The 22,831-nt window shown below is 74.0% G+C and carries 21 protein-coding genes; 12 read left to right on the top strand and 9 right to left on the bottom strand.

Annotated elements, in window-relative coordinates; all coding sequences use genetic code 11:
* The 5 genes from ACZ6KO_RS23810 to ACZ6KO_RS23790 all read left to right on the top strand — a co-directional run bounded on the left by ACZ6KO_RS23810 (nucleotide 1) and on the right by ACZ6KO_RS23790 (nucleotide 7,283).
* On the top strand, nucleotides 1-639 hold the full coding sequence (locus ACZ6KO_RS23810) for a TetR/AcrR family transcriptional regulator (RefSeq protein WP_469306006.1): 639 nt from the start codon (nucleotides 1-3) through the stop codon (nucleotides 637-639).
* Between the two features lie 137 nt (nucleotides 640-776).
* Nucleotides 777-3,029 carry a molybdopterin oxidoreductase family protein gene (locus ACZ6KO_RS23805; RefSeq protein WP_469306005.1) on the top strand — a complete coding sequence of 751 codons (2,253 nt, stop codon included), beginning with the start codon at nucleotides 777-779 and terminating at the stop codon, nucleotides 3,027-3,029.
* Between the two features lie 87 nt (nucleotides 3,030-3,116).
* Complete coding sequence (locus tag ACZ6KO_RS23800) at nucleotides 3,117-4,592, top strand: CitMHS family transporter (RefSeq protein WP_469306004.1); 1,476 nt, start codon at nucleotides 3,117-3,119, stop codon at nucleotides 4,590-4,592.
* Nucleotides 4,593-4,681: 89 nt separating this feature from the next.
* Complete coding sequence (locus ACZ6KO_RS23795; protein WP_469306003.1) at nucleotides 4,682-6,094, top strand: aldehyde dehydrogenase family protein; 1,413 nt, start codon at nucleotides 4,682-4,684, stop codon at nucleotides 6,092-6,094.
* Nucleotides 6,095-6,203: 109 nt separating this feature from the next.
* Nucleotides 6,204-7,283 carry a Zn-dependent alcohol dehydrogenase gene (locus tag ACZ6KO_RS23790; RefSeq protein ID WP_469306002.1) on the top strand — a complete coding sequence of 360 codons (1,080 nt, stop codon included), beginning with the start codon at nucleotides 6,204-6,206 and terminating at the stop codon, nucleotides 7,281-7,283.
* A gap of 93 nt (nucleotides 7,284-7,376) precedes the next feature.
* Here ACZ6KO_RS23790 and ACZ6KO_RS23785 read toward each other — a convergent pair whose 3' ends face one another.
* Nucleotides 7,377-8,036: a TetR/AcrR family transcriptional regulator gene (locus ACZ6KO_RS23785; RefSeq protein ID WP_469306001.1), complete on the bottom strand. Its 660-nt coding sequence runs from the start codon at nucleotides 8,034-8,036 to the stop codon at nucleotides 7,377-7,379.
* Nucleotides 8,037-8,111: 75 nt separating this feature from the next.
* On the opposite strand from ACZ6KO_RS23785, the gene ACZ6KO_RS23780 reads away from it, so the two are divergent.
* The 3 genes from ACZ6KO_RS23780 to ACZ6KO_RS23770 all read left to right on the top strand — a co-directional run bounded on the left by ACZ6KO_RS23780 (nucleotide 8,112) and on the right by ACZ6KO_RS23770 (nucleotide 10,403).
* Nucleotides 8,112-9,287 carry an acyl-CoA dehydrogenase family protein gene (locus tag ACZ6KO_RS23780; RefSeq protein ID WP_469306000.1) on the top strand — a complete coding sequence of 392 codons (1,176 nt, stop codon included), beginning with the start codon at nucleotides 8,112-8,114 and terminating at the stop codon, nucleotides 9,285-9,287.
* A gap of 119 nt (nucleotides 9,288-9,406) precedes the next feature.
* On the top strand, nucleotides 9,407-9,697 hold the full coding sequence (locus ACZ6KO_RS23775; protein WP_469305999.1) for a YiaA/YiaB family inner membrane protein: 291 nt from the start codon (nucleotides 9,407-9,409) through the stop codon (nucleotides 9,695-9,697).
* 67 nt (nucleotides 9,698-9,764) lie between these two features.
* Nucleotides 9,765-10,403, top strand: coding sequence for a TetR/AcrR family transcriptional regulator (locus ACZ6KO_RS23770; protein WP_469305998.1), 639 nt, complete (start codon nucleotides 9,765-9,767; stop codon nucleotides 10,401-10,403).
* A gap of 55 nt (nucleotides 10,404-10,458) precedes the next feature.
* Here the strand turns inward: ACZ6KO_RS23770 and ACZ6KO_RS23765 are convergent, their stop codons facing one another.
* Entirely contained in the window at nucleotides 10,459-10,920 is a 462-nt protein-coding gene (locus tag ACZ6KO_RS23765) for a MaoC family dehydratase (protein ID WP_469305997.1), read from the bottom strand.
* A 118-nt stretch (nucleotides 10,921-11,038) separates the two neighbouring features.
* On the opposite strand from ACZ6KO_RS23765, the gene soxR reads away from it, so the two are divergent.
* The gene (gene soxR, locus ACZ6KO_RS23760; protein ID WP_401456473.1) at nucleotides 11,039-11,497 is read left to right on the top strand and encodes a redox-sensitive transcriptional activator SoxR; all 459 of its coding nucleotides are present in this window, start codon (nucleotides 11,039-11,041) and stop codon (nucleotides 11,495-11,497) included.
* On the opposite strand, the gene ACZ6KO_RS23755 is transcribed toward soxR, so the two are convergent.
* From ACZ6KO_RS23755 to ACZ6KO_RS23740, 4 genes are all read right to left on the bottom strand, one after another.
* On the bottom strand, nucleotides 11,463-12,311 hold the full coding sequence (locus ACZ6KO_RS23755; protein ID WP_469305996.1) for a 3-keto-5-aminohexanoate cleavage protein: 849 nt from the start codon (nucleotides 12,309-12,311) through the stop codon (nucleotides 11,463-11,465). The genes soxR and ACZ6KO_RS23755 overlap by 35 nt on opposite strands.
* Entirely contained in the window at nucleotides 12,308-12,931 is a 624-nt protein-coding gene (locus ACZ6KO_RS23750; protein WP_469305995.1) for a hypothetical protein, read from the bottom strand. The genes ACZ6KO_RS23755 and ACZ6KO_RS23750 overlap by 4 nt, the downstream gene beginning before the upstream one ends.
* A gap of 105 nt (nucleotides 12,932-13,036) precedes the next feature.
* On the bottom strand, nucleotides 13,037-14,350 hold the full coding sequence (locus tag ACZ6KO_RS23745) for a serine-threonine protein kinase (RefSeq protein ID WP_469305994.1): 1,314 nt from the start codon (nucleotides 14,348-14,350) through the stop codon (nucleotides 13,037-13,039).
* Nucleotides 14,351-14,464: 114 nt separating this feature from the next.
* The gene (locus ACZ6KO_RS23740) at nucleotides 14,465-15,733 is read right to left on the bottom strand and encodes an exo-beta-N-acetylmuramidase NamZ family protein (protein ID WP_469305993.1); all 1,269 of its coding nucleotides are present in this window, start codon (nucleotides 15,731-15,733) and stop codon (nucleotides 14,465-14,467) included.
* 93 nt (nucleotides 15,734-15,826) lie between these two features.
* Here ACZ6KO_RS23740 and ACZ6KO_RS23735 point away from each other — a divergent pair, with 93 nt between their 5' ends.
* The 3 genes from ACZ6KO_RS23735 to ACZ6KO_RS23725 all read left to right on the top strand — a co-directional run bounded on the left by ACZ6KO_RS23735 (nucleotide 15,827) and on the right by ACZ6KO_RS23725 (nucleotide 19,016).
* Nucleotides 15,827-16,591, top strand: coding sequence for an SDR family oxidoreductase (locus tag ACZ6KO_RS23735; protein WP_469305992.1), 765 nt, complete (start codon nucleotides 15,827-15,829; stop codon nucleotides 16,589-16,591).
* 89 nt (nucleotides 16,592-16,680) lie between these two features.
* Nucleotides 16,681-18,384 carry a class I adenylate-forming enzyme family protein gene (locus ACZ6KO_RS23730; RefSeq protein WP_469306079.1) on the top strand — a complete coding sequence of 568 codons (1,704 nt, stop codon included), beginning with the start codon at nucleotides 16,681-16,683 and terminating at the stop codon, nucleotides 18,382-18,384.
* Between the two features lie 26 nt (nucleotides 18,385-18,410).
* Nucleotides 18,411-19,016, top strand: coding sequence for a TetR/AcrR family transcriptional regulator (locus ACZ6KO_RS23725; protein ID WP_469305991.1), 606 nt, complete (start codon nucleotides 18,411-18,413; stop codon nucleotides 19,014-19,016).
* Between the two features lie 99 nt (nucleotides 19,017-19,115).
* Here ACZ6KO_RS23725 and ACZ6KO_RS23720 read toward each other — a convergent pair whose 3' ends face one another.
* The 3 genes from ACZ6KO_RS23720 to ACZ6KO_RS23710 all read right to left on the bottom strand — a co-directional run bounded on the left by ACZ6KO_RS23720 (nucleotide 19,116) and on the right by ACZ6KO_RS23710 (nucleotide 22,784).
* Nucleotides 19,116-20,315 (bottom strand): S8 family peptidase, encoded by a 1,200-nt coding sequence (locus ACZ6KO_RS23720; RefSeq protein ID WP_469305990.1) that lies wholly within the window; start codon nucleotides 20,313-20,315, stop codon nucleotides 19,116-19,118.
* A gap of 188 nt (nucleotides 20,316-20,503) precedes the next feature.
* Nucleotides 20,504-21,745, bottom strand: a complete 1,242-nt coding sequence (locus tag ACZ6KO_RS23715; protein WP_469305989.1) for an acyl-CoA dehydrogenase family protein — start codon at nucleotides 21,743-21,745, stop codon at nucleotides 20,504-20,506.
* 13 nt (nucleotides 21,746-21,758) lie between these two features.
* The gene (locus ACZ6KO_RS23710) at nucleotides 21,759-22,784 is read right to left on the bottom strand and encodes a phosphotransferase family protein (protein ID WP_401456458.1); all 1,026 of its coding nucleotides are present in this window, start codon (nucleotides 22,782-22,784) and stop codon (nucleotides 21,759-21,761) included.
* Nucleotides 22,785-22,831: the final 47 nt, after the last annotated feature.

Below are 22,831 nucleotides of genomic sequence, written 5' to 3'. Positions count from 1 at the left end.
ATGGACCCCGTGCCTCCCGCCCACCCTCTCCGCCGCACCCCGATCCAGCAGCGCAGCGCCGACCGCCTCGCCCGGATCCTCGACGCCTGCGCCGAACTCCTCGACGAGACGGGGTACGAGAACCTCAGCACCCGCGCCGTCGCCCAGCGCGCCGGTGTGCCCATCGGCTCCGTGTACCGCTTCTTCGGCAACAAGCGCGCCATGGCCGACGCCCTCGCCCACCGCAACCTCGACCGCTACGCCGAGGGCATCGCGCACCGGCTCGCGGGCCTGCCGGGCACCCACTGGCGGCCGGTCGTGGACGCCGTGCTCGACGAGTACCTCGCCATGAAGCGCTCCGTCCCCGGCTTCGCCCTCGTCGACTTCGGCGTCCCCGCGCCCCCGGCCGGCGCCGACGGCGACCCGCACCGCGCCTCCGACGACCCCAACGACCTGGTCGCCGCCCGCCTCACCGAACTGCTCTGCGGCCACCTCCGGCTCGACCCCGCGCCCGAACTGCGGCGCGCCGTCCTGGTCGCCGTCGAGGCCACCGACGCCCTGGTCCAACTGGCCTTCCGCGCCCACCCCTCCGGCGATCCCGACATCGTCGCCGAGACCCGCGCGATGATGCACGCCTACCTCGCCCGCGTCCTCGACTGACCCGGCCCTCCCGGCACCACCGGGCCGGGGCCGGTGCACCCCTCGCCACCCTCCATACCGTTCGGTATGCTCGGTCCGCCCGCGCCCCGGCGCCCACCCGCGCCCCCGTGCCGACGCCTGCCGCCCCTGGAGGGCCCATGCCCCGCACCGCCCTGCGCATCTGCCCCCTCTGCGAAGCCACCTGCGGCCTCACCCTCACCCTCGACGGCGCCACCGTCACCGGCGCCCGCGGCGACCGCGAGGACGTCTTCAGCCGCGGCTTCATCTGCCCCAAGGGCGCCGCGTTCGGCGCCGTCGACGCCGACCCCGACCGGCTGCGCACCCCGCTCGTACGCCGCGGCGGCCGGCTCGTCGAAGCCACCTGGCAGGAGGCCTTCGACGCGATCGCCGCCGCCCTGCCCGCCCTGGTCCGCGCCCACGGGCCCGACGGCGTCGGCGTCGTCCTCGGCAACCCCAACGTCCACACCATGGCCGGCGCCCTCTACCCACCGCTGCTCCTCAAAGCCCTCGGCACCCGCAACCTCTTCACCGCCAGCACCCTCGACCAGATGCCCAAGCACGTCTCCAGCGGACTGCTCTTCGGAGACCCCTTCGCCATCCCCGTCCCCGACCTCGACCGCACCGACTTCCTGCTGCTCCTGGGCGCCAACCCGCTCGACTCCAACGGCTCCCTGTGCACCGCCCCCGACTTCCCCGGCCGCCTGAAGGCCCTGCGCGCCCGCGGCGGCACCCTCGTCGTCGTCGACCCGCGCCGCACCCGCACCGCCGCCCTCGCCGACCGCCACCTCGCGCCCCGCCCCGGCAGCGACGCCCTGCTGCTGGCCGCCCTGGCGCACACCCTCCTCGCCGAGAAGCTCGCCGACCCCGGCCCGCACCTGGAGCGGCACACCGAAGGCCTGCCCCGACTCGCCGACGCCCTCGCCGACTTCACCCCCGAGGCCGTCGCCCCCGCCTGCGACCTGGCCGCCGACGAGATCCGCGGCCTCGCCCGGGCCCTGGCCGCCGCCCCCACCGCCGCCGTCTACGGCCGGATCGGCAGCTGCACCGTCGAGCACGGCACCCTGGCCAGCTGGCTGGTCGACGTCCTCAACCTCCTCACCGGCAACCTCGACCGCCCCGGCGGCGCCCTCTTCCCGCTCTCCGCCACCGCGCCCCGCCCGGCCGGCCCCGGCAAGGGCTTCTCGCTCGGCCGCTGGACCAGCCGCGTCTCCGGCCACCCCGAGGCCAAGAGCGAACTCCCCATCGCCGCCCTCGCCGAGGAGATCGACACCCCGGGCGAGGGCCGGATCCGGGCGGTGATCGCCATCGCCGCCAACCCCGTCCTGTCCGCGCCCGACGGCGACCGCCTCGACGCGGCCCTGGCCGGGCTGGACTTCATGGTCTCCGTCGACCCGTACCTGAACGAGACCTCCCGCCACGCCCACGTCGTCCTGCCCCCGCCGCCGCCCGCGCAGAGCGCCCACTTCGACTTCGCCTTCAACGCCTTCGCCGTCCGCAACCAGGCCCGCTTCAGCCCCGCCGCCGTGCCCCTCCAGCCCGGCCGCATGGACGAGTGCGAGATCCACGCGCGCCTGATCCTGGCCGCGTCCGGCATGCACGGCACGCCCGCCACCGCCGTCGACGAACTCGCCGTCACCACCACCCTCACCCGGGCCGCGGCCGACCCCGCCTCCCCGCTGCACGGCGAGGACCCCGACCGCCTCGCCGGCCTGCTCACCGGGACGAGCGGCCCCGAACGGCGCCTGGACCTGATGCTCCGGCTCGGCCCGTACGGCGACCGGTTCGGCCTCGGGCCCCGCCCGGCGGAGCTGCCGGACGAGGCGGGCGACGGACTCACCCTGGAGCGCTTGCGCGCCCACCCGCACGGCATCGACCTGGGCCCCCTGCGCCCCCGGATCCCGGGCGTACTGAACACCCGCAGCGGCGGGATCGAGCTGCTGCCGGAGCCGATCGCGGCCGAGCTGCCGAGACTGCGCGCGGCGCTCGGCGCCCGCCCCGCGACCCTCGTGCTCGTGGGCCGCCGCCATCTGCGGTCCAACAACAGCTGGCTGCACAACGTCCCGGCCCTCACCGGAGGTTCCAACCGCTGCACCCTCCAGGTCCACCCCGAGGACGCCGGCCGGCTGGGCCTGGCCGACGGCGGCCGGGCCCGGATCACCGCCGACGGCGGCAGTCTCGACGTACCCGTCGAGGTCACCGACGCCGTCCGCACGGGCGTGGTGTCCCTGCCGCACGGCTGGGGCCACGACCGGCCCGGAGCCCGGCTCTCGGTGGCCGCCGTCCGGCCCGGTCACAACGTCAACCAGCTGCTCGACGGCAGCCGCCTGGATCCGCTCTCCGGTACCGCCGTCCTGAACGGCTTCCCCGTGGAGCTCCGGCCCCTTCCCTAAGATCACCCGCCTGACCTGGGGTTTTGCTCGTATTGCTCACGCGCCCACGTCTTGTTGGCGTAAAGATGCGGGACCTACCGTCCCTGCATGCTGACCTTCCTCGGCTTCGCCATGATCGGGACCTTCCTGGTCCTGATCATGATGAAGAAAATGTCGCCCATCGCGGCGCTCGTCCTCATTCCCGCGCTCTTCTGCGTCGTCGCCGGACAGGGCGCGCAGCTGGGCGACTACGTCATCGACGGCGTCGGCAAACTCGCGCCGACCGCCGCGATGCTCATGTTCGCCATCGTCTACTTCGGCGTGATGATCGACGTCGGCCTGTTCGACCCGATCGTCCGGGTCATCCTGCGGTTCTGCAAGGCCGACCCGATGCGCGTCGTGGTCGGCACCGCGCTGCTCGCCGCGATCGTCTCGCTCGACGGCGACGGCTCCACCACCTTCATGATCACGGTGTCGGCCATGTATCCGCTCTACAAGCGCCTCGGCCTGAGCCTGGTGGTGATGACGGGCGTCGCCGCCACCGCCAACGGCGTCATGAACACCCTGCCCTGGGGCGGCCCCACCGCCCGCGCCGCCTCCGCGCTGGGGCTCGACGCGGGCGAGATCTTCGTGCCGATGATCCCGGCCCTCGCGGTCGGCCTGCTCTGCGTCTTCCTCCTGGCGTACGTCCTCGGCATCCGCGAGCGCCGCCGCCTCGGCACGCTGGCGCTCCCCGGTACGCCGGAGACGGACGCCGTGACCGAGCCGGAGCCGGTGTCCGTGGCGGCGGCCCCCGGCGGCGGCGCGTCCGGCAGCGGCCGTGCGCCCTCCCGCCCGACCGGAGGCTCCGGTACGACGGGCGCCGACGCCGAGTCCGCCCCCGGCGCCGAGTCCGCGGCGACCGGGTCCGACGCCGACGCCGACGCCGACGCCGAGGACGGCTTCCAGGGCCTCGATCCCCACCGCGAGACCCTGCGCCCCAAGCTCTACTGGTTCAACGCGGGCCTCACCCTCGCCCTGCTCACCGCGATGATCACCGAGCTGCTCCCCATCCCGGTGCTCTTCCTGCTCGGCGCCGCCCTCGCCCTCACCGTCAACTTCCCCCACATGCCGGACCAGAAGGCCCGCATCGCCGCCCACGCCGACAACGTCCTCAACGTCGCCGGCATGGTCTTCGCCGCCGCCGTCTTCACCGGCGTCCTCACCGGCACCGGCATGGTCAAGCACATGGCCGACTGGCTGGTGGACGCCGTACCCGAGGGAATGGGCCCGCACATGGCCCTGGTCACCGGCCTGCTCAGCCTGCCGCTCACGTACTTCATGTCCAACGACGGCTTCTACTTCGGCGTCCTGCCGGTCCTCGCCGAGGCCGGCGCCGCCCACGGCGTCTCCCCGGTGGAGATCGCCCGCGCCTCCCTGGTCGGCCAGGCCCTGCACATGTCCAGCCCGCTCGTCCCGGCCGTCTACGTGCTCGTCGGGATGGCGAAGGTCGAGTTCGGCGACCACACCCGCTTCACCGTGAAGTGGGCCGCGCTCACCTCCCTCGTGGTCCTGGCCGCGGGGATGCTTTTCGGCATCATCTGAGGCGTCGGGGGCCGGCCGACCGAAAACTACCGGCGCTCGTTTGTAAGGTGTCGGCGGAGGTCCACGCGTTCGTGCTCGGGAGGAATGCCATGAAGGTCCACGACGGGATGTACATCGACGGCGCATGGCGGCCCGCCGCCGGCCGCGAGCGGATCGATGTCCTGAACCCGGCCGACGAGCAGGTCATCGCCGGTGTCCCGGCCGGTAACGCCGACGACGTGGACGCGGCGGTACGGGCCGCCCGCGCCGCCTTCCCCGGCTGGGCCGCGACCCCGCCGGCCGAGCGGGCCGCGCTGATCGGCGCGGTGCGCGACGTCCTGGTGGCCCGCAAGGGCGAGTTCGCCGAGGTCATCACCGCCGAGCTGGGCTCCCCGCTCGGCTTCTCGGAGAAGATCCACGTCGGCGCCCCGGTCGCGGTGGCCTCCACGTACGCCGACCTGGCGGCGACGTACGGGTTCGAGGAGCGGCTCGGCAACTCCACCGTGCTCATGGAGCCGGTCGGCGTGGTCGGGGCGATCACGCCCTGGAACTACCCGCTGCACCAGATCGTTGCCAAGGTGGCACCCGCTCTCGCCGCCGGGTGCACCGTCGTCCTCAAGCCCGCCGAGGACACCCCGCTGACCGCGCAGCTCTTCGCCGAGGCCGTGCACGAGGCGGGCGTCCCGGCCGGTGTCTTCAACCTGGTCACCGGCACGGGCCCGGTCGCCGGGCAGGCGCTGGCCGCCCACCCGGAGGTGGACCTGGTCTCCTTCACCGGATCCACCGCCGTCGGCAAGCTGATCGGCGCCACCGCCGGCGCCGCGATCAAGCGCGTCGCGCTGGAGCTGGGTGGCAAATCGGCCAATGTCATCCTGCCCGGGGCCGACCTGCCCAAGGCCGTCGCCACCGGTGTCGGCCACGTCATGAACAACGCCGGCCAGAGCTGCAACGCGCTGACCCGGATGCTCGTCCACCGCGACCAGTACGAGGAGGCCGTCGCCCTCGCCGCCGACGCCATGGCCGCGTACCCGGTGGGCGACCCGCAGGCGGAGGGCACCCGCCTCGGCCCGGTCGTCAGCGCCAAGCAGCGCGACCGCGTGCGCGGATACATCGAGAAGGGAGTCGAGGAGGGCGCGCGCCTGGTCGTCGGCGGCCCCGACGCGCCGCGCGGCCACGGTTACTACATCGCCCCGACCCTCTTCGCCGACGTCACGCCCGACATGACCATCGCCCAGGAGGAGATCTTCGGCCCGGTCCTGTCGGTCCTGGCGTACGAGGACGAGGAGGACGCGGTACGGATCGCCAACGGCACCGTCTACGGTCTGGGCGGCGCGGTCTGGGCGGCGGACGAGGAGACGGCGGTCGCCTTCGCCCGCCGGATGGAGACGGGCCAGGTGGACATCAACGGCGGCCGGTTCAACCCGCTGGCGCCGTTCGGCGGCTACAAGCAGTCGGGCGTCGGCCGCGAGCTGGGCCCGCACGGTCTGGCGGAGTACCTCCAGACCAAGTCCCTGCAGTTCTGACCCCGGGCGAGGCGGGCGGCGCGGCAGCCGCCCGCCGCCCGCCGTCCACCGCCCGCCGTCCACCGCCCGCCGCCCGCCGCCCGCCGTTCAACAGACGAGAGAAACCACCATGGTCCGCGCCGCCGTCCTGCCCGCCGTCGGAGCCCCGCTCGAGATAGTGGACATCGTGCTGCCCGAGCCCGGTCCCGGCCAGGTCCGGGTCAAGCTCGCCGCCGCCGGGGTCTGCCACTCCGACCTCTCCCTCACCAACGGCACCATGAGGATCCCCGTGCCCGCCGTCCTCGGCCACGAGGGCGCGGGTACCGTCCTCGCGGTCGGCGAGGGCGTCACCCACGTCGCCCCCGGGGACGGGGTCGTCCTCAACTGGGCCCCGTCCTGCGGACGGTGCCACCACTGCGCGATGGGCGAGGTCTGGCTCTGCGCCCACGCCCTCACCGGTGTCGGCGCCGTACACGGCCACACCGCCGACGGCACCGAGCTGCACCCGGGGCTGAACGTGGCCGCGTTCGCCGAGGAGACCGTGGTGGCGGCCAACTGCGTGCTGCCCGCACCGGCCGGTGTCCCGCTCACCGAAGCCGCGCTGCTCGGCTGCGCCGTCCTCACCGGCTACGGCGCCGTCCACCACAGCGCCCGCGTCCGCTCCGGCGAGTCCGTCGCCGTCTTCGGCGTCGGCGGCGTGGGGCTGGCCGCCCTGCAGGCCGCCCGGATCGCCGGAGCCGGCCCGGTCGTCGCCGTGGACGTCTCGCCCGCCAAGGAGGAACTGGCCCGCGCGGCCGGCGCCACCGAGTTCGTCCTCGCCTCCGACACCACCGCCAAGGAGATCCGGGCGCTGACCGGCGGCCAGGGCGCCGATGTCGCCGTCGAGTGCGTCGGCCGGGCCGCGGCCATCCGTACCGCCTGGGAATCGACCCGGCGCGGCGGGCGCACGACGGTCGTCGGCATCGGCGGCAAGGAGCAGCAGATCACCTTCCACGCCCTGGAGATCTTCCACTTCGCCCGCACCCTCACCGGCTGCGTCTACGGCAACAGCGATCCGGCCCGCGACCTCCCGGTCATCGCCGACCACGTCCGCGCCGGCCGCCTCGACCTCGGCTCCCTGGTCACCGACCGGATCGGCCTCGAGGGCATCCCGGCGGCCTTCGACGCGATGCTCGCGGGCAAGGGCGGCCGCTCCCTGGTCGTCTTCTAGGGCCACGGCACACCTAGGCCACGGCACAACCAGACCACGGCACAACCAGACCACGGCACAACCAGACCACGGCACAACCAGGCCGCGGCACGACTAGGCCGGGTCCGCCTCCGGTCCGCGCACCGTCGCGAACTGCAGGGCCAGGCCGTCCAGGAGGGCGGCCAGGCCCGTCTCGAAGGCACCCTCGTCCACCTCGCGGCGGCGTTCGGCCAGCAGGTGCGCCCGCCCCAGGTGGGGGTAGTCCGCCGGGTCGTAGGCGGCGGCGTCGTCCACGAAGCCCTGGGCGAAGGAGCCGACCGCCGAGCCCAGGATGAAGTAGCGCATCAGGGCGCCGATGCGGGTGGCGTGCGCCGCGGGCCAGCCCGCGGCCGTCATCCCGCCGAACACCGCGTCGGCCACCCGCAGTCCGGCCGGCCGGCGCCCCGGTCCGCGCGCGAGCACCGGCACCAGGTGGGGGTGGTCCGCCAGCGCGTCGCGGTAGGAGTGCGCCCAGTCGTACAGCGCCGTGCGCCAGTCACGCGGGTCACCCTCCTCGAACATGGACAGGTCCACGCGGGCGCTCACCGCGTCCGCGACCGCGTCCAGGATCTCGTCCTTCGTACGGAAGTGGTTGTAGAGCGACGGTCCGCTGACCCCGAGCGAGGCCGCCAGCCGCCGCGTCGACAGCGCTTCCAGACCCTCCGCGTCCACCAGCGCGCCCGCCGCCGTGACGATCCGGTCCCGGCTGAGGAGGGGCTTGCGCGGTCTGGCCATGCGCCACATAGTAGGGCCTGCCCACTAAAAACTACCGCCGCTAATTTATTGGCCGCGGCCCGTCGAGGGGTGGTCATGAACCTGGAGCTCACACCGGAGCAGACCGCGGTACGCCGGCTCGCCCGCGACTTCGTCGAGCGCGAGGTCCTGCCGTACGCCGCCGCCTGGGACCGCGCCGAGAGCGTGGACCGGGCCATCGTCGAGAAGCTCGGCGCGCTCGGCTTCCTCGGGCTGACCGTCCCCGAGGAGTACGGCGGCAGCGGCGGCGACCACCTCACGTACGTCCTGGTCACCGAGGAGCTCGGGCGCGGCGATTCCGCCGTGCGCGGCATCGTCTCCGTCTCGCTCGGCCTGGTCGCCAAGACGATCGCCGCCTGGGGGAGCGAGGACCAGAAGCAGGCCTGGCTGCCCCGGCTGTGCTCCGGCGACGCCCTCGGCTGCTTCGGCCTGACCGAGCCCGGCACCGGATCCGACGCCGCCGCCCTGACCACCCGCGCGACGCCCGTCGGCAGCGATGCCGCCGACGGTGACGGCGACGGCTATGTGATCAACGGCAGCAAGATGTTCATCACCAACGGCACCTGGGCCGACGTCGTCCTCCTCTTCGCCCGCACCGGCGACGAGCCCGGCCACCGCGGTGTCTCCGCCTTCCTCGTGCCCACCGACACCCCCGGCCTGACCCGCCGTGAGATCCACGGCAAGCTCGGCCTGCGCGGCCAGGCGACCGCCGAACTGGTCCTCCAGGACGTACGGGTACCGGCCTCCGCGCTGCTCGGCCCGGCCGGCAAGGGCTTCTCGGTGGCCATGTCGGCGCTGGCCAAGGGCCGGATGTCGGTCGCCGCGGGCTGCGTCGGCATCGCGCAGGCGGCCCTGGACGCGGCCGTCTCCTACGCCACCGAACGCGAGCAGTTCGGCAAGTCGATCGCGCACCACCAGCTGGTCCAGGAGCTCATCGCCGACATCTCCGTGGACGTCGACGCGGCCCGTCTGCTGACCTGGCGGGTCGCCGACCTCATCGACCGCGGGCAGCCCTTCGCCACCGAGTCCGCCACCGCCAAGCTCTTCGCCTCCGAGGCGGCCGTCCGCGCGGCGAGCAACGCCCTCCAGGTGCACGGCGGTTACGGCTACATCGACGAGTACCCGGCGGGCAAGCTGCTGCGCGACGCCCGGGTGATGACCCTCTACGAGGGCACCAGCCAGATCCAGAAGCTGCTCATCGGCCGCGCCCGCACCGGGGTTTCGGCGTTCTGACCCGCCCGGGCCCTGGCCCGGACCCGGCTCGCGCCGGCCCGGGCCGAGTGCCCCACGTGAGTACCCGGCTGAGTAGCTGTACGGATGTGGCGCGGGCCACAGGGGCGGATCCTGTGGTCATGAACGAGACACCGGTCAAGCAGCAGAACACGGCGGCGTACTACGGCCAGGCCATCGCCTCCTTCGGTATCGCGCTCGCCGCCGTGGCCATCGGGATCTGGAACCTGGACGCGGACGCCTGGGTGCGCGCCTTCCTCGGCATCGCGGCCCTCTACCTGACCACCTCCGCCTTCACCCTCGCCAAGGTGATCCGCGACCGCCAGGAGGTCGGCCAGATCGTCAGCCGCGTCGACCAGGCCCGGATGGAGAAGCTCATGGTGGACTACGACCCCTTCCAGCCGAAGGCCTGAACACCTAAGCGCTTGCTCACCCTCCGGTAAGGTGGCACCTCACACACGGTGGAAAGGGTGGGCGACGATGGACAGCGCGGAGGAGACCGCGGGGCGGCCCGACGGGTACGTGCCGTGGTCGGAGGTCACTCCCGACGCGGCCCGGCGGCTGCTGATCGCCGCCGTCGAGGCCTTCGCCGAGCGCGGGTACCACGCCACCACCACGCGTGACATCGCGGGCCGCGCCGGCATGAGCCCCGCCGCGCTCTACATCCACTACAAGACCAAGGAAGAGCTGCTCCACCGGATCAGCCGGATCGGCCACGACAAGGCCCTGGAGATCCTGACCACCGCGGCCGACGGCCCCGGCACCGCCGCCGACCGGCTCGACGCCGCCGTGCGGTCCTTCGTACGGTGGCACGCCGCCCACCACACCACCGCCCGGGTGGTCCAGTACGAGCTCGACGCTCTCGGTCCGGAGCACCGCTCCGAAATCATCGAACTGCGCCGCCTGAGCGACGCCGCGGTACGCCGGATCCTCTCCGACGGCGTCCGGGCGGGCGAGTTCGACGTACCCGACGTGCCCGGGACCACCCTCGCCGTGCTCTCGCTCTGCATCGACGTGGCCCGCTGGTTCAACGTGGCCGGCCGGCGCACCCCCGACGAGGTCGGCGCGCTCTACGCCGACCTCGTGCTCCGCATGGTCGGGGCCGGCCGGCAGCGGTAGCCCCGGGGGCGCGGGGGAGGCGCCGCGACGGAGGTACCGCGAAGCAGGTACCGCGTCAGAAGTAGTAACGCGAGACCGTCTCCGCCACGCACACCGGCTTGTCGCCGCCCTCCCGCTCGACGGTCACGGTCGCGGCCACCTGCACGCCCTCGCCCGCCTCCGTCACCGCCGTGATCACGGCACGGGCCCGCAGCCGCGAGCCGACCGGCACCGGCGCCGGGAAGCGCACCTTGTCCGTGCCGTAGTTGATGCCCATCCGCATGCCCTCGACCCGCATCACCTGCGGTACCAGGCTCGGCAGCAGCGACAGCGTCAGGTACCCGTGGGCGATGGTCGTGCCGAACGGCCCCGAGGCGGCCCGCTCCGGATCCACGTGGATCCACTGGTGGTCGCCGGTCGCGTCGGCGAAGAGGTCGATCCGCTTCTGGTCGACCTCCAGCCAGTCGCTGGGCCCCAGTGGTTCGCCGGTCCCGGCGCGCAGTTCCTCGGCGGATGTGAAGATCCTCGGCTCGGCCATGCCCTACCCTCTCGCACTGCGTCCACGGACTCGGAACAAGCGCTTGCTCAGCGCACAGCATGGGTGGCGCACCCGCCCCTGTCAACGGAGCCGCGGCCCGCCCACTAGGCTCGGCCGGGTGCCGCAGATTCCCGAGAAGATCCACGAACTCACCGTCGGTCAGCTGTCCGCGCGCAGCGGAGCCGCGGTCTCCGCCCTCCACTTCTACGAGGCCAAGGGCCTGATCAGCAGCCGCCGCACCGCAGGGAACCAGCGCCGCTACAGCCGCGACGCGCTGCGCCGGGTGGCCTTCGTACGCGCCGCCCAGCGCGTGGGCATCCCGCTGGCCACGATCCGCGAGGCCCTCTCCCAACTGCCCGAGGAACGCACCCCCAACCGCGAGGACTGGGCCCGCCTCTCCGAGAACTGGCGGGCCGTGCTCGACGAGCGCATCCAGCAACTGGGCCGCCTGCGCGACCACTTGACCGACTGCATCGGCTGCGGCTGCCTGTCGCTGGAGACGTGCGTGCTCTCCAACCCCGACGACGTCTTCGGCGAGCGCCTCACCGGCTCCCGTCTGTGGCCCGGCAAGCCCTGAGAGCCTGCCCTCCGAGCAACACGGCGGCCGCCGCCACCAGTTCCTCGTTGGACCGGGCCGGCCGCCCGTCCGGCAGCAGCAGTACGTCGCCCAGCCCCACCCGGACGCCACCGCCCCACCGCGCCGCCGCCTCCAGCACCGGCCAGGCGGCGGCGTCCCGCCCGTACGCCAGCACCCCGCCCGGCGGCAGCCGGTACAGCTCGCCCGGGCCCGGCGCCGGCCCGGCGGAGCGCAGCTCGACCACCAGCCGCACCGCACGGCCGCCCGCACCCGGACCCCGATCCGGACCCCGGTCCGGATCGGGACCCGGATCCGGGTCCAGGCCCAGTACGGCGACCACCGCGGCGCCGATCGCCCCGCCGCCCGCCGGGACCAGCGCGTCCACCGCCACGCCCCGCTCCAGCAGCGCCGACATCAGCCCCGCCGCGCCGGGCTGGCCGGTGTCGACCACCGCCCGGTCCGGCAGGACGGTCCACGACCGCACCCGCTCGATCCGCCCGGCCGTATCCGGCTCGGCGGCCACACTCGCGCACACCGCCAGCGGCACCGGGCCCCCGCCCCCGGCGCCACCCCCGCCGCCACCCCCGATCCCGCTCGCCCGCAGGGCCTCCAGCACCGGCCCGACCACCCGGGGCGAGAGGCTCTCGCGCCCGCACGGAGTCCGCGGGTGCACCAGCACCTCCGTGGCCCCGGCCGCCACCGACCGCACCGCCGACTCCACCAGCGTGTCCGGTGACATCGGCACGGCCGCGCCGTCCGCCGCCGTCCGCGAACCGTTGAGCGAGACCTGGAGCACCGGGACCCGCCGCCTCACGCGGCCCTGGCCTCCGTGACCGCCGGGCGCGGCACCACGATGCCGCACCCCGCGCACACCGGCCCGTCCCACGGCCCGTGCGTCCCCGGCGGCGTGGGCCGCGGCGGCCGGCCCGCCGCCGTACCGAACGGGGCCGCCCCCGGCCCCCGCCCGTGCCGCCCGTCCGCCGGCCAGCGCAGTTCCTCCTCGCCGCAGACCGGGCAGCCCGTCCCCGGCTCCGACTCCAGCGCCTTCACCAGCCGCCGCAGCACCTCGCCCAGCGTCCCGTCCGGCCGTACGCCCGGGTCCGCGCAGCGCACCACCGCCTCGCCGCCCCACGCCCACTCCGGCCGGCGCAGCCCGTCGTGCTTCTCCCGGCGGCGCCGCTCGGCGAACTGCCGCTCGTACGCCAGCCAGACCGCCCGCGCCTCCTCCAGTTCCTCCAGCGCCGCCACCAGCCGCTGCGGGTCGGCGGCCCGGTCCTCCGGTGCGATACCGTGCCGGTCGCACAGGTGCCACCAGGTCGCCCGATGCCCGTAGGGAGCGAATCTCTCCAGGCAGCGGCGCAGCGAATGGCGCCGTAACGCGCGGTCGTTGCCCGCATCGCGTACCTGACACGCCAGACTCCGGAAACCCGCCATCACCCCTGCACCTCCGTCCGCGGCGGCCGATGTGCCCAACATGCCCGGCCGGGTGCGGGCGCATGCGGGGGCGGTCGAGGCGTGCGGGTGGCACATGGCCGGAAGTCAGCGCCCCAGCCGTCCCGCGGACACCACCACCCGGGCCAGCTCCTCGTGGCAGATGTCGCTGTGCGCCCCCGAGGGCGCCCCGCCGCGGCGGACCACGGAACCCGCGTCCACGCTGACGCAGCCGCCCTGGGGCAGGCCCCCGCGCAGGGCGCCGTCGAGGGTCAGCCGGGGTGCCCCGGGCACCGCCCGGACCCCGTCGTGACCGATCGCGCCCCACCGGGCGTCGAACCCGGCGAGTCCGGCCGAATCCCCTGCCATCCGGGAGGCCAGGGGATAGAACACCTTCAGGGCGGTGTCGTGGTCGGAGTGGCAGGCGACCACCGGGCCGGCGACCCGGCGCTGCAGCCCGCCCAGCCCCCCGCCGCGGCCGTGGTCGTGCGGCAGCCGCTCGGCGAACGCGTAGTGGGAGAAGGCTCCTTGGAGCAGGGTCAGCGACCTGACGAAGTCCCAGCCGTCGGGCACCGCGCGCAGCGCGTACGCCACCACGCGGGCCCCGAAGCTGTGCCCGATCAGGTGCACCCGCAGCTCCGGGCGGCCGCGCGCGATGTCCACCAGGGCCGGGCCGAGGCCGCGCTCGCCGACCACGCCGGCGCGCTTCTTCATCTGGTAGTACGTGGCCTGCCGCAGGACTTCCTTGCCGCCGCTCCACAGCCGGCGCAGCCCGCCGCCCACCGACAGGGCCTGCCCACCGCCACCGGCTCCCGCGCCACCGGCTCCCGCGCCCAGTGCGCCCGTCTCGGCGAGGGCGTCGGTGAAGGCCCGGCACACCTCCAGGACGTCCAGGGTGAACAGGGCCGGCACCTCGTCGGCCGCGACCGCCCGCACCGACGCGGTCGCCACCACCTCCACCCCGGCCAGTTCGCGCACGAGCGCCCCGAACTCGACGAAGGCCGCCTCGGACTCCGGCCGGAGCTCCAGCAGTTCGGCGACCCGGTCCAGCTCGGCCCGCCGGCCCGGCCAGAATTCCCCCAGGGCCCGCCGGGTGCCGGGGTCCAGCGCGGCGCCGTAGCCGGGCTCGCCGAGCGCGCCCATCGCCTCGAAGTCGGGGATCGGCTCGTCGGAGAACCGCATCGCCGGCCACACCACACCCACGTAGCCCAGCCGTATTCCCGGTCGCACGAGTCCCGGGAAGGGGGCGAAGAAGCGGTCGTAGAGCCGGGTCGCCGTCGACCGGTCGCTGTTCCAGCCGTGCGAGAAGACCAGCAGGTCGGTGGCGTCCAGCCCGGCCACCGCGTCCCGGGTCGGCCCGGACACGTCCCCTTCCGCGTCGATGGTCAGCTCCGCGTACGGTCCCACGCCCACACCCGACATGACGTCCCCCTTCGCCACGTGCCGCGCCGCCCGGCCCCGGTCGCCGGTACCGGTCGCCGGCACCGCGTCCTCACGCGGGACGCGCGCGGCCCTCGGGCGGTCCTCGCGCTGTCCTCACGTGTAGAGGAGATACCGCTCCCGGACCGCCGCGAACCGCGCGAGTCCCGCCGACCAGTCGCCCACGATCTCCTCCACTCCGGCGCCCGCGTCCACCAGCCGCCGCACCCGGTCGGATCCGGTGAGCCTGTCGATCCAGTGGTCCGCGCGCCAGGCGAAGCCGGCCCAGGACCGCCGCGCGGTCACCAGCAGCCCGATGCCGGCCCGCACCGGATCGAAGACCTCCCGGTCGTGCACCAGCAGCCGCACCCCGCCGCAGGTCCTGCCGGTGAACTTCGAGAAGGTGGGCGTGAAGTACGCCTCGCGGAACCACACGCCGGGCAGCTCCAGAGCGGCGGCCGCCTCCGCCCACCGGCGGTCGATCCCCTCGGCGCCGACCACCTCGAAGGGGGTGGTCGTGCCCCGCCCCTCGGACAGGTTCGTCCCCTCGAACAGGCAGGTGCCGGCGTACGCGAGGGCGGTGTCCGGGGTCGGCACGTTCGGGCTCGGCGGCACCCAGGGCAGCCCGGTCGCCCCGAAGAAGGACTCCCGCCGCCACCCGTCCAGCGCGACGGTGCGCAGCCGCGCGGGGGCCGCCGTCAGGAACTCCCCGTTGAAGAGCCGGGCCAGTTCCGCCGCCGTCATCCCGTGCGCGAGCGCGATCGGCTCCCGGCCGACGAAGCTCGCGTACGCCGGCTCCAGCACCGGCCCCGCGGCCCGCCGGCCGCCCACCGGGTTGGGGCGGTCGAGCACCACGACCGTCAGGTCCGCGAGGGCGGCGGCGCGCATGACGTCGTACAGCGTCCAGATGTACGTGTAGAAGCGGGCCCCGACGTCCTGGATGTCGAACACCACGGTGTCGATCCCGGCCGCCGTGAACACCTGGGCCAGCGCGCTGCCGCTCTTGCCGTAGGTGTCGTACACCGGCAGTCCGGTCGCCGGGTCCGTGGACCGCCCCTCGGAACCGCCGGCCTGCGCGGTGCCGCGGAAGCCGTGCTCCGGCCCGAACACCGCGCGCAGGTCCACGCGATCGTCGGCGTGCAGGACGTCGACGAGGTGGCGGGCGTCGGCCGTGACGCCGGTGGGGTTCGTGACGACGCCGACCCGGCCTCCGGCGAGCAGGGCGTACCCGTCGGCCGCGAGCCGCTCGAACCCCGTGCGCACCCGGCCGCCGGGACGGGGCGCGGCGCCCACGGCCGCCCCGGCGGCGGTCGCACCGGCCAGCGCCGCCGCGCCCGAAGCCCCCGACAACAGCAGCCCCCGTCGCGACAGAAACGATTCGCTCATCCCGTCACGTTAGGCAGTCGTACCCTTCCCCACCGACATACCGACTGGTTAGTCTGCCCCTGTTTCCCGACCCCGCCACGAGAGGTGGACCCAGTGGACGCGTACCAGGGCAAGCGAGTCGTCGTCACCGGCGCGGGCGGCGGTATCGGCGCCGCCCTCGCCCACCGCTTCGCCGCCGAGGGCGCCACCGTGGTGGTCAACGACCTCGATCCCGGCAGGGCCGCGGCCGTCGCCGACGCGATCGGCGCGAGCGCGGTGCCCGTGCCCGGCGACGCCTCGGCGATCCTGGAGCAGGCCCGCGAGGCGCTCGGCGGCACCGTCGACATCTACTGCGCGAACGCCGGACTCGGTGCGGGCGGCGACGAGTCCGCCGACGAGGCCGTGTGGGAAGCGGCCTGGCAGACGAACGTCATGGCGCACGTACGGGCGGCGCGGGCGCTGCTGCCGCACTGGCTGGAGCGGGGCGGCGGCCGCTTCGTGTCCACCGTCTCGGCCGCCGGGCTGCTGACCATGATCGGAGCCGCCCCGTACAGTGTCACCAAGCACGGCGCGCTCGCCTTCGCCGAGTGGCTCTCGCTGACCTACCGCCACCGGGGCATCGAGGTCCACGCCATCTGTCCGCAGGGAGTCCGCACCGACATGCTCACCGCCACCGGGTCGGCCGGCGAGCTCGTGCTCGTCCCGACCGCCATCGCCCCGGAGGACGTCGCGGACGCGCTCTTCGCCGGTATGGCCGAGGGCCGCTTCCTGATCCTCCCGCACCCCGAGGTCGCCGGCTACTACAGCCACCGCGCGGCGGACCCCGACCGCTGGCTGACGGGGATGAACCACCTCCAGCAGACCTGGGAAAAGGCGTGACCGCACCCCCCGGCCCAGCCCCCGCCGCACGCCCGTCCGGCTCCGCCGGCTCCGCCCCGGCGGGGCCGTCCGCGTCCCCGTACGCCGCCATGCCGTGGCTGCGCCTGCTCAGCCCCGCCCAGCGGGCGCCCGTCGATCCGCCGGCCGGTGTGCTGCACGCCTTCCGGGACGCCGTCCGCCGGGCGCCGGGGCGTACGGCGCTCGCGTACTTCGACGGGCGGATCGACTACGCCGAGGCGGACGCGCTGTCCGACTCCGTCGCCGGACACCTCGCGGCGCAGGGCGTCGGCCCCGGCGACCGGGTGGCCGTCATGCTCCAGAACACCCCGCACTTCGTGCTCGCCGTCCTGGCCGCCTGGAAGGCGGGCGCGATCGTGGTCCCGCTCAACCCGATGTACAAGGCGGGCGAGGTCGCGCACATCCTCGGGGACAGCGGCGCGGTCGCACTGGTCTGTGAGTCCGGGGCCTGGGCCGGGTACGTCGCCGGGGCCACCGCCGGTACGGCCGTCCGCACCGTCCTGACCACCGACGACCGCGACTTCCAGACCCGCGACGACCCCCGCGTCTTCCTTCCTCGCCCGGGCCCGCACCCCGCACCGGTGCCGCCGCCCCGCGCGGCCACGGGCTTCGCCGCCGCTGCCCAGGACTTCGCCACCGTGGCCCGCCGCGGGTACCCCGGGCCCCGCCCGGACGGCGCGGTGTCGCCCGCCGCCGGTGACACCGCGGGTGACCCCGCACGTGACACCGCGCTCATCAGCTACACCTCCGGCACCAGCGGCACCCCCAAGGGCGCCATGAACCCGCACGGCGCCCTCACCTACAACGCCGTCCGCCAGGTGACCGGGCATCCGATACCCGAGGGCGGCACCTACTTCGCCCTGGCCCCGCTGTTCCACATCACCGGCATGGTCTGTGAGCTCGCCGCCTGCTTCGTCAATGCCGGCACCCTCGCCCTCGCCCACCGCTTCGACGCCGGCGTCGTCCTCGACGCCTTCCTCGAACACCGGCCCGCCTACACCGTCGGCCCGGCCACCGCCTTCATGGCGCTGGCCGCCCACCCCGGCGTCACCCGCGAGCACTTCGCCTCCTTCCGGATCGTCTCCTCCGGCGGCGCCCCGCTCCCGCCCGCCCTCGTCGACCGGCTCGACGCCGCGTTCGGCTTCCACCTGCGCAACGGCTACGGCCTCACCGAATCCACCGCCGCCTGCGCCTCCGTGCCCGCCCACCGCGCCGCCCCCGTCGACGCGGCCACCGGCACCCTCTCCGTCGGGGTCCCCGGCGCCCAGACGGCTCTCCGCATCGTCGACGCCCGCGGCCACGAGCTGCCCCTGGGCGAGACCGGCGAGATCCTGGTCCGCGGTCCCCAGCTCGCCACCGGCTACTGGGGGCAGCCGCACGCCACCGCCGAGGCCTTCCCCGGCGGCGAGCTGCGCACCGGCGACGTCGGCTTCATGGACGCGGACGGCTGGCTCTACGTCGTCGACCGCAAGAAGGACATGATCAACGCCTCCGGCTTCAAGGTCTGGCCGCGCGAGGTCGAGGACGTCCTCTACACCCACCCCGCCGTGCGCGAGGCCGCCGTCGTCGGGGTCCCCGACCCCTACCGCGGGGAGACCGTCAAGGCGTACGTCAGCCTGCGCCCCGGGGCCGCCGCGGAGCCCGCCGAGATCGCCGCGTACTGCGCCTCGCGCGTGGCCGCGTACAAGTACCCGCGCCAGGTCGAGATCCTGCCTGTCCTTCCGAAGACGACGAGTGGCAAGATCCTGCGACGAGAACTGCGTGAGCGCGGCTGAAAATGTTCGTAGGAAAGGGGAGGGCCATGGCGTCCAGGACCACGGAGCCCGCAGAGGGCATGGACACGCCCGTACCGCAGCGGCTGCTCGCCGTCGCCACCCGGCTCTTCGCCGAGCGCGGGTACGACCGCACCTCCGTCCAGGAGATCGTCGAGGCGGCCGGTGTCACCAAGGGCGCGCTCTACCACTACTTCGGGTCGAAGGACGACCTGCTGCACGAGGTGTACGCCCGCATGCTGCGCCTGCAGCAGCAGCGCCTGGACGCGGTGGCCGATTCCGACGCCCCCGTCGAGGAGCGGCTGCGCGCCGCGGCCGCCGACGTCGTCGTCACCACCATCGAGAACCTCGACGACGCGATGATCTTCTTCCGGTCGATGCACCAGCTGAGCCCGGAGAAGTACAAGCAGGTACGGGCCGAGCGGCGCCGCTACCACGAGCGGTTCCGGGCCCTGATCGAGGAGGGCCAGCAGTCCGGCGTGTTCTCCACCGCGACCCCCGCCGATCTGGTCGTGGACTACCACTTCGGTTCCGTGCACCACCTGTCCACCTGGTACCGCACGGACGGCCCGCTCACACCTCAGCAGGTCGCCGACCACCTCGCCGACCTCCTGCTGCGCGCGCTGCGCCCCTGACCGCCCGGTCCCGGCACGGGAACCCGGCCGGCCCTCCGCCGCGCCCCTGGCGGGGGCGGGCGGAGGGCCGGCCGGCGGGAAGGCTCCCCGTTCCCCCTGCTACGGGGCGACCTTCAGCAGTTTGTTCGCCGTGCCCGGCGAAGGGTTGCGCACCGCACCCGTGGTCGCCGCCGACGTCAGCGCCGCGGCCGTCTGCGCCGGGGTCGCGTCCGGCCGGCCGGACAGGAAGAGCGCCGCGGCGCCCGCCACGTGCGGGGCGGCCATGGAGGTGCCGGATATCGTCTTCGTGGCGGTGTCGCTGTCCTTCCACGCCGAGGTGATGTCCGAGCCCGGGGCGTACAGGTCCACCACGGCACCGAAGTTGGAGAACGAGGACTGCTTGTCGTCGATGGTGCTCGACGCCACGGTGAGTGCCTCACGGACCCGGGAGGGGGAGCCCTGCCCGGCGTCGCTCGACTCGTTGCCCGCCGCGAGGGAGAAGGTGACGCCCGAGGCGATCGCCCGGCGCACCGCCTCGTCGAGCGCCTCGTCCGCGCCGCCGCCCAGGCTCATGTTGGCCACTGACGGCCCGCTGTGGTTCTGGGTGACCCAGTCGATGCCGGCGACCACCTGCTCGGTGGTGCCGGAGCCCTCGTCGTCCAGCACCCGCACCGCCACCACCTTGGCCTTCTTGGCGACGCCGTGCGCGGTGCCCGCGACGGTGCCGGCCACGTGCGTGCCGTGGCCGTTGCCGTCGTCGGCGATGGCATCGTTGTCGATGGCGTCGAAGCCGTGGCTGGCACGGCCGCCGAAGTCCTTGTGGGTGATGCGGACGCCGGTGTCGATGACGTACGTGGTCACCCCCTCGCCGGCCTTGTCCGGGAAGGTGTACTTCTTGTCGCCCGCGGTCGGGGTCTGGTCGATCCGGTCCAGGCCCCAGGAGGGCGGGTTGGGCTGGGTGGTGTTGATCGTGAACTTCTTGTTCTGGACGACCTTGCCGACGGCCGGGTCCGCGGCGAGCCGCCTGGCCTCCTTCTCGGTCATGCCCGAGGCCGAGAAGCCGTTGACCCCGGATCCGTAGGTGCGGCTCAGTTCGCCGCCGTACTTGCGGGCGAGCGCTTCCTTGTTCGCGGATGCGTCGAGGATGACGACGTAACTGCCGCTGATCGCGCCGGGGGCGCCGAGGCCGTACACCGTGCCCTCGGCCGGTGCGGAAGCACCGGCCCAGGGGGTGACGACCAGGGTCGCGACGGTGGCCGCAGCGGCTCCCGTGGCGAGAGCGGCGTAACGAAAACCGCGCGAACGCTTGTGAGTTGCCATGAAGAGGGTTCTCCTCGTGTTGACGTGTGGGGCGTCAAACTTCTGGAAAACCCTGTTCCGATTGACAGGCGCAAATCAAGATCTCCCCGGCCTTTCGGGGGAGTTCAACAAGGTTTCTCAAACAGTCCCCCGCATCGCCTCCACATCGCACACGGGTTCCACCGAACTTCTTTACGAATCCGCCACATTCACGAGCTTGCCGTGAACCGCTTCAACTCCCGCCGCGCGAGCGACCGTTGGTGCACCTCGTCCGGACCGTCCGCCAGCCGCAGGGTCCGCGCCGCCGCCCACAGCTCGGCCAGCGGGAAGTCCTGGCTGACCCCGCCCGCGCCGTGCAGCTGCACCGCGTCGTCCAGGATCCGCACCACGGCCCGCGGGGTGGCGATCTTGATGGCCTGGATCTCGGTGTGCGCGCCCCGGTTGCCCACCGTGTCCATGAGCCAGGCCGTCTTCAGCACCAGCAGCCGCAGCTGCTCCACGGTCACCCGGGCGTCCGCGATCCAGTTCTGTACGACGCCCTGCGCGGCCAGCGGCTTGCCGAAGGCCGTCCGCTCCACCGCCCGCCGGCACATCAGCTCGATCGCGCGCTCCGCCATGCCGATCAGCCGCATGCAGTGGTGGATCCGGCCCGGCCCCAGCCGGGCCTGGGCGATGGCGAAGCCCGACCCCTCCTCGCCGATCAGGTGCGAGGCGGGCACCCGGACCCCGTCGAAGACGACCTCCGCGTGGCCGCCGTGGTCGTGGTCCTCGTAGCCGTAGACCGTCATCGCCCGGCGCACGTGCACGCCCGGCGTGTCGCGCGGCACCAGGATCATCGACTGCTGGCGGCGCGGATCGGCACCCTCCGGGTCGGTCTTGCCCATCACGATGAACACCGCGCAGTCGGGGTTCATCGCCCCGGAGATGAACCACTTGCGGCCCGTCACCACGTACGCGTCGCCGTCGCGCTCGATCCGGGTCTCGACGTTCGTCGCGTCCGAGGACGCCACGTCCGGCTCGGTCATGGCGAAGGCCGAGCGGATCTCCCCGGCCAGCAGCGGCCGGAGCCACTGCTTCTGCTGCTCCTCGTCGCCGAACTGGGCCAGCAGCTCCATGTTCCCGGTGTCCGGGGCCGCGCAGTTGGTGGCCATCGGCGCCAGGTGCGGGCTGCGGCCGGTGATCTCCGCCAGCGGCGCGTACTGCAGATTGGTCAGCCCGGCGCCGTACCCCTCGCCCGGCCGCCCCCGCTCGTCGACGAAGAACAGGTTCCACAGCCCCCGGCGGCGGGCCTCGGCCTTCAGCTCCCCGAACACCGCCGGGGTGTCCCACGGGGAGGGCAGCGCGGCCCGCTGCGCGGCCGCCACCGCCTCCGCCGGGTAGACGTGCTCGTCCATGAACGCCAGCAGCCGCTCGCGCAGTTCCTCGGTCCGGGCGTCGAATGCGAAATCCATACTGATCGGCTCCTCAGCCTTCCTGGAGGGTGGACAGACCGTGCTCGATGAAGACCGGGACCAGCTCGCCGATCCGGTCGAAACCCGCCCCGACGGTCTGGCCGAGCGTCCAGCGGTAGTGGATGCCTTCGAGGATCACCGCGAGCTTGAACCACGCGAAGGCCGTGTACCAGGCGATCGCCCCGGTGTCCCGGCCCGAGCCGGCGGCGTACCGCTCGATCAGCTCGGCGGGGGAGGGGTGCCCGGGCGCGCCGCTCGTCGTGCTCACCGGCGACTCGGTCAGGCCCAGGTCCGCGCTGTACATCACCAGCAGCCCGAGGTCGGTGAGCGGGTCGCCGAGCGTGGACATCTCCCAGTCGAGCACCGCCCGGATCCGGTCGTCCGGCCCGCCGATCAGTACGTTGTCCAGGCGGAAGTCGCCGTGCACCACCGCCGGCGCGGGCGAGGCGGGCAGCGCCCGGCCCAGTGCCCCGTGCAGTTCGTCGATCCCGGCCAGCTCGCGGCCCCGGGAGGCCGCCAGCTGCTTGCCCCAGCGGCGCAGCTGCCGGTCCAGGAAGCCCTCGGGGCGCCCGAAATCGGCCAGGCCGACCTCCGCCGGATCCACCGCGTGCAGCGCCACCAGGGTGTCGACCAGGCCCAGGACGGCCCGCCGGGTGCGCTCGGGTCCGATCGCGGCGAGCTGGCCGGCGGTGCGGTAGGGCACCCCGTCGACGAACTCCATCACGTAGAACGGGGCGCCGAGCACCGCCTCGTCCTCGCACAGCAGCAGCGGCTCCGGCACCGGTACCGCCGTGCCGTGCAGCGCCGCGATCACCCGGTGCTCGCGGCGCATGTCGTGCGCCGTGGCCAGTACGTGCCCGAGCGGGGGCCGGCGTACCACCCAGCGGCCGGCGCCGTCGGTGATCTCGTAGGTGAGGTTCGACCGGCCTCCCTCGATCAGCCGGCCGCTCAGCGCCCCGGCCACCAGGCCCGGCCGGACGCGGTCGAGATGGCCGCGCAGCCGCTCCAGATCAAGGCCTCGGGGGTCGGCTGAGGTCATGGTGCGCACCTCCGTACGGAGTTGACGACGAGTGTCCGCCGCCCATC

The organism is Streptomyces sp. NPDC042102, from assembly GCF_055582305.1.
Note: the sequence above shows the minus strand (reverse complement) of the source record. Positions and strands in the feature narration are given on the sequence as shown.

What these genes read in the sequence shown, in the direction of transcription:
- ACZ6KO_RS23810 (WP_469306006.1), top strand. Translation starts at nt 1, where the DNA reads ATGGACCCCGTGCCTCCCGCCCACCCTCTCCGCCGCACCCCGATCCAG.
- ACZ6KO_RS23805 (WP_469306005.1), top strand. Translation starts at nt 777, where the DNA reads ATGCCCCGCACCGCCCTGCGCATCTGCCCCCTCTGCGAAGCCACCTGC.
- ACZ6KO_RS23800 (WP_469306004.1), top strand. Translation starts at nt 3,117, where the DNA reads ATGCTGACCTTCCTCGGCTTCGCCATGATCGGGACCTTCCTGGTCCTG.
- ACZ6KO_RS23795 (WP_469306003.1), top strand. Translation starts at nt 4,682, where the DNA reads ATGAAGGTCCACGACGGGATGTACATCGACGGCGCATGGCGGCCCGCC.
- ACZ6KO_RS23790 (WP_469306002.1), top strand. Translation starts at nt 6,204, where the DNA reads ATGGTCCGCGCCGCCGTCCTGCCCGCCGTCGGAGCCCCGCTCGAGATA.
- ACZ6KO_RS23785 (WP_469306001.1), bottom strand. Translation starts at nt 8,036, where the DNA reads ATGGCCAGACCGCGCAAGCCCCTCCTCAGCCGGGACCGGATCGTCACG.
- ACZ6KO_RS23780 (WP_469306000.1), top strand. Translation starts at nt 8,112, where the DNA reads ATGAACCTGGAGCTCACACCGGAGCAGACCGCGGTACGCCGGCTCGCC.
- ACZ6KO_RS23775 (WP_469305999.1), top strand. Translation starts at nt 9,407, where the DNA reads ATGAACGAGACACCGGTCAAGCAGCAGAACACGGCGGCGTACTACGGC.
- ACZ6KO_RS23770 (WP_469305998.1), top strand. Translation starts at nt 9,765, where the DNA reads ATGGACAGCGCGGAGGAGACCGCGGGGCGGCCCGACGGGTACGTGCCG.
- ACZ6KO_RS23765 (WP_469305997.1), bottom strand. Translation starts at nt 10,920, where the DNA reads ATGGCCGAGCCGAGGATCTTCACATCCGCCGAGGAACTGCGCGCCGGG.
- ACZ6KO_RS23750 (WP_469305995.1), bottom strand. Translation starts at nt 12,931, where the DNA reads ATGGCGGGTTTCCGGAGTCTGGCGTGTCAGGTACGCGATGCGGGCAAC.
- ACZ6KO_RS23745 (WP_469305994.1), bottom strand. Translation starts at nt 14,350, where the DNA reads ATGTCGGGTGTGGGCGTGGGACCGTACGCGGAGCTGACCATCGACGCG.
- ACZ6KO_RS23740 (WP_469305993.1), bottom strand. Translation starts at nt 15,733, where the DNA reads ATGAGCGAATCGTTTCTGTCGCGACGGGGGCTGCTGTTGTCGGGGGCT.
- ACZ6KO_RS23730 (WP_469306079.1), top strand. Translation starts at nt 16,681, where the DNA reads ATGCCGTGGCTGCGCCTGCTCAGCCCCGCCCAGCGGGCGCCCGTCGAT.
- ACZ6KO_RS23725 (WP_469305991.1), top strand. Translation starts at nt 18,411, where the DNA reads ATGGCGTCCAGGACCACGGAGCCCGCAGAGGGCATGGACACGCCCGTA.
- ACZ6KO_RS23720 (WP_469305990.1), bottom strand. Translation starts at nt 20,315, where the DNA reads ATGGCAACTCACAAGCGTTCGCGCGGTTTTCGTTACGCCGCTCTCGCC.
- ACZ6KO_RS23715 (WP_469305989.1), bottom strand. Translation starts at nt 21,745, where the DNA reads ATGGATTTCGCATTCGACGCCCGGACCGAGGAACTGCGCGAGCGGCTG.
- ACZ6KO_RS23710 (WP_401456458.1), bottom strand. Translation starts at nt 22,784, where the DNA reads ATGACCTCAGCCGACCCCCGAGGCCTTGATCTGGAGCGGCTGCGCGGC.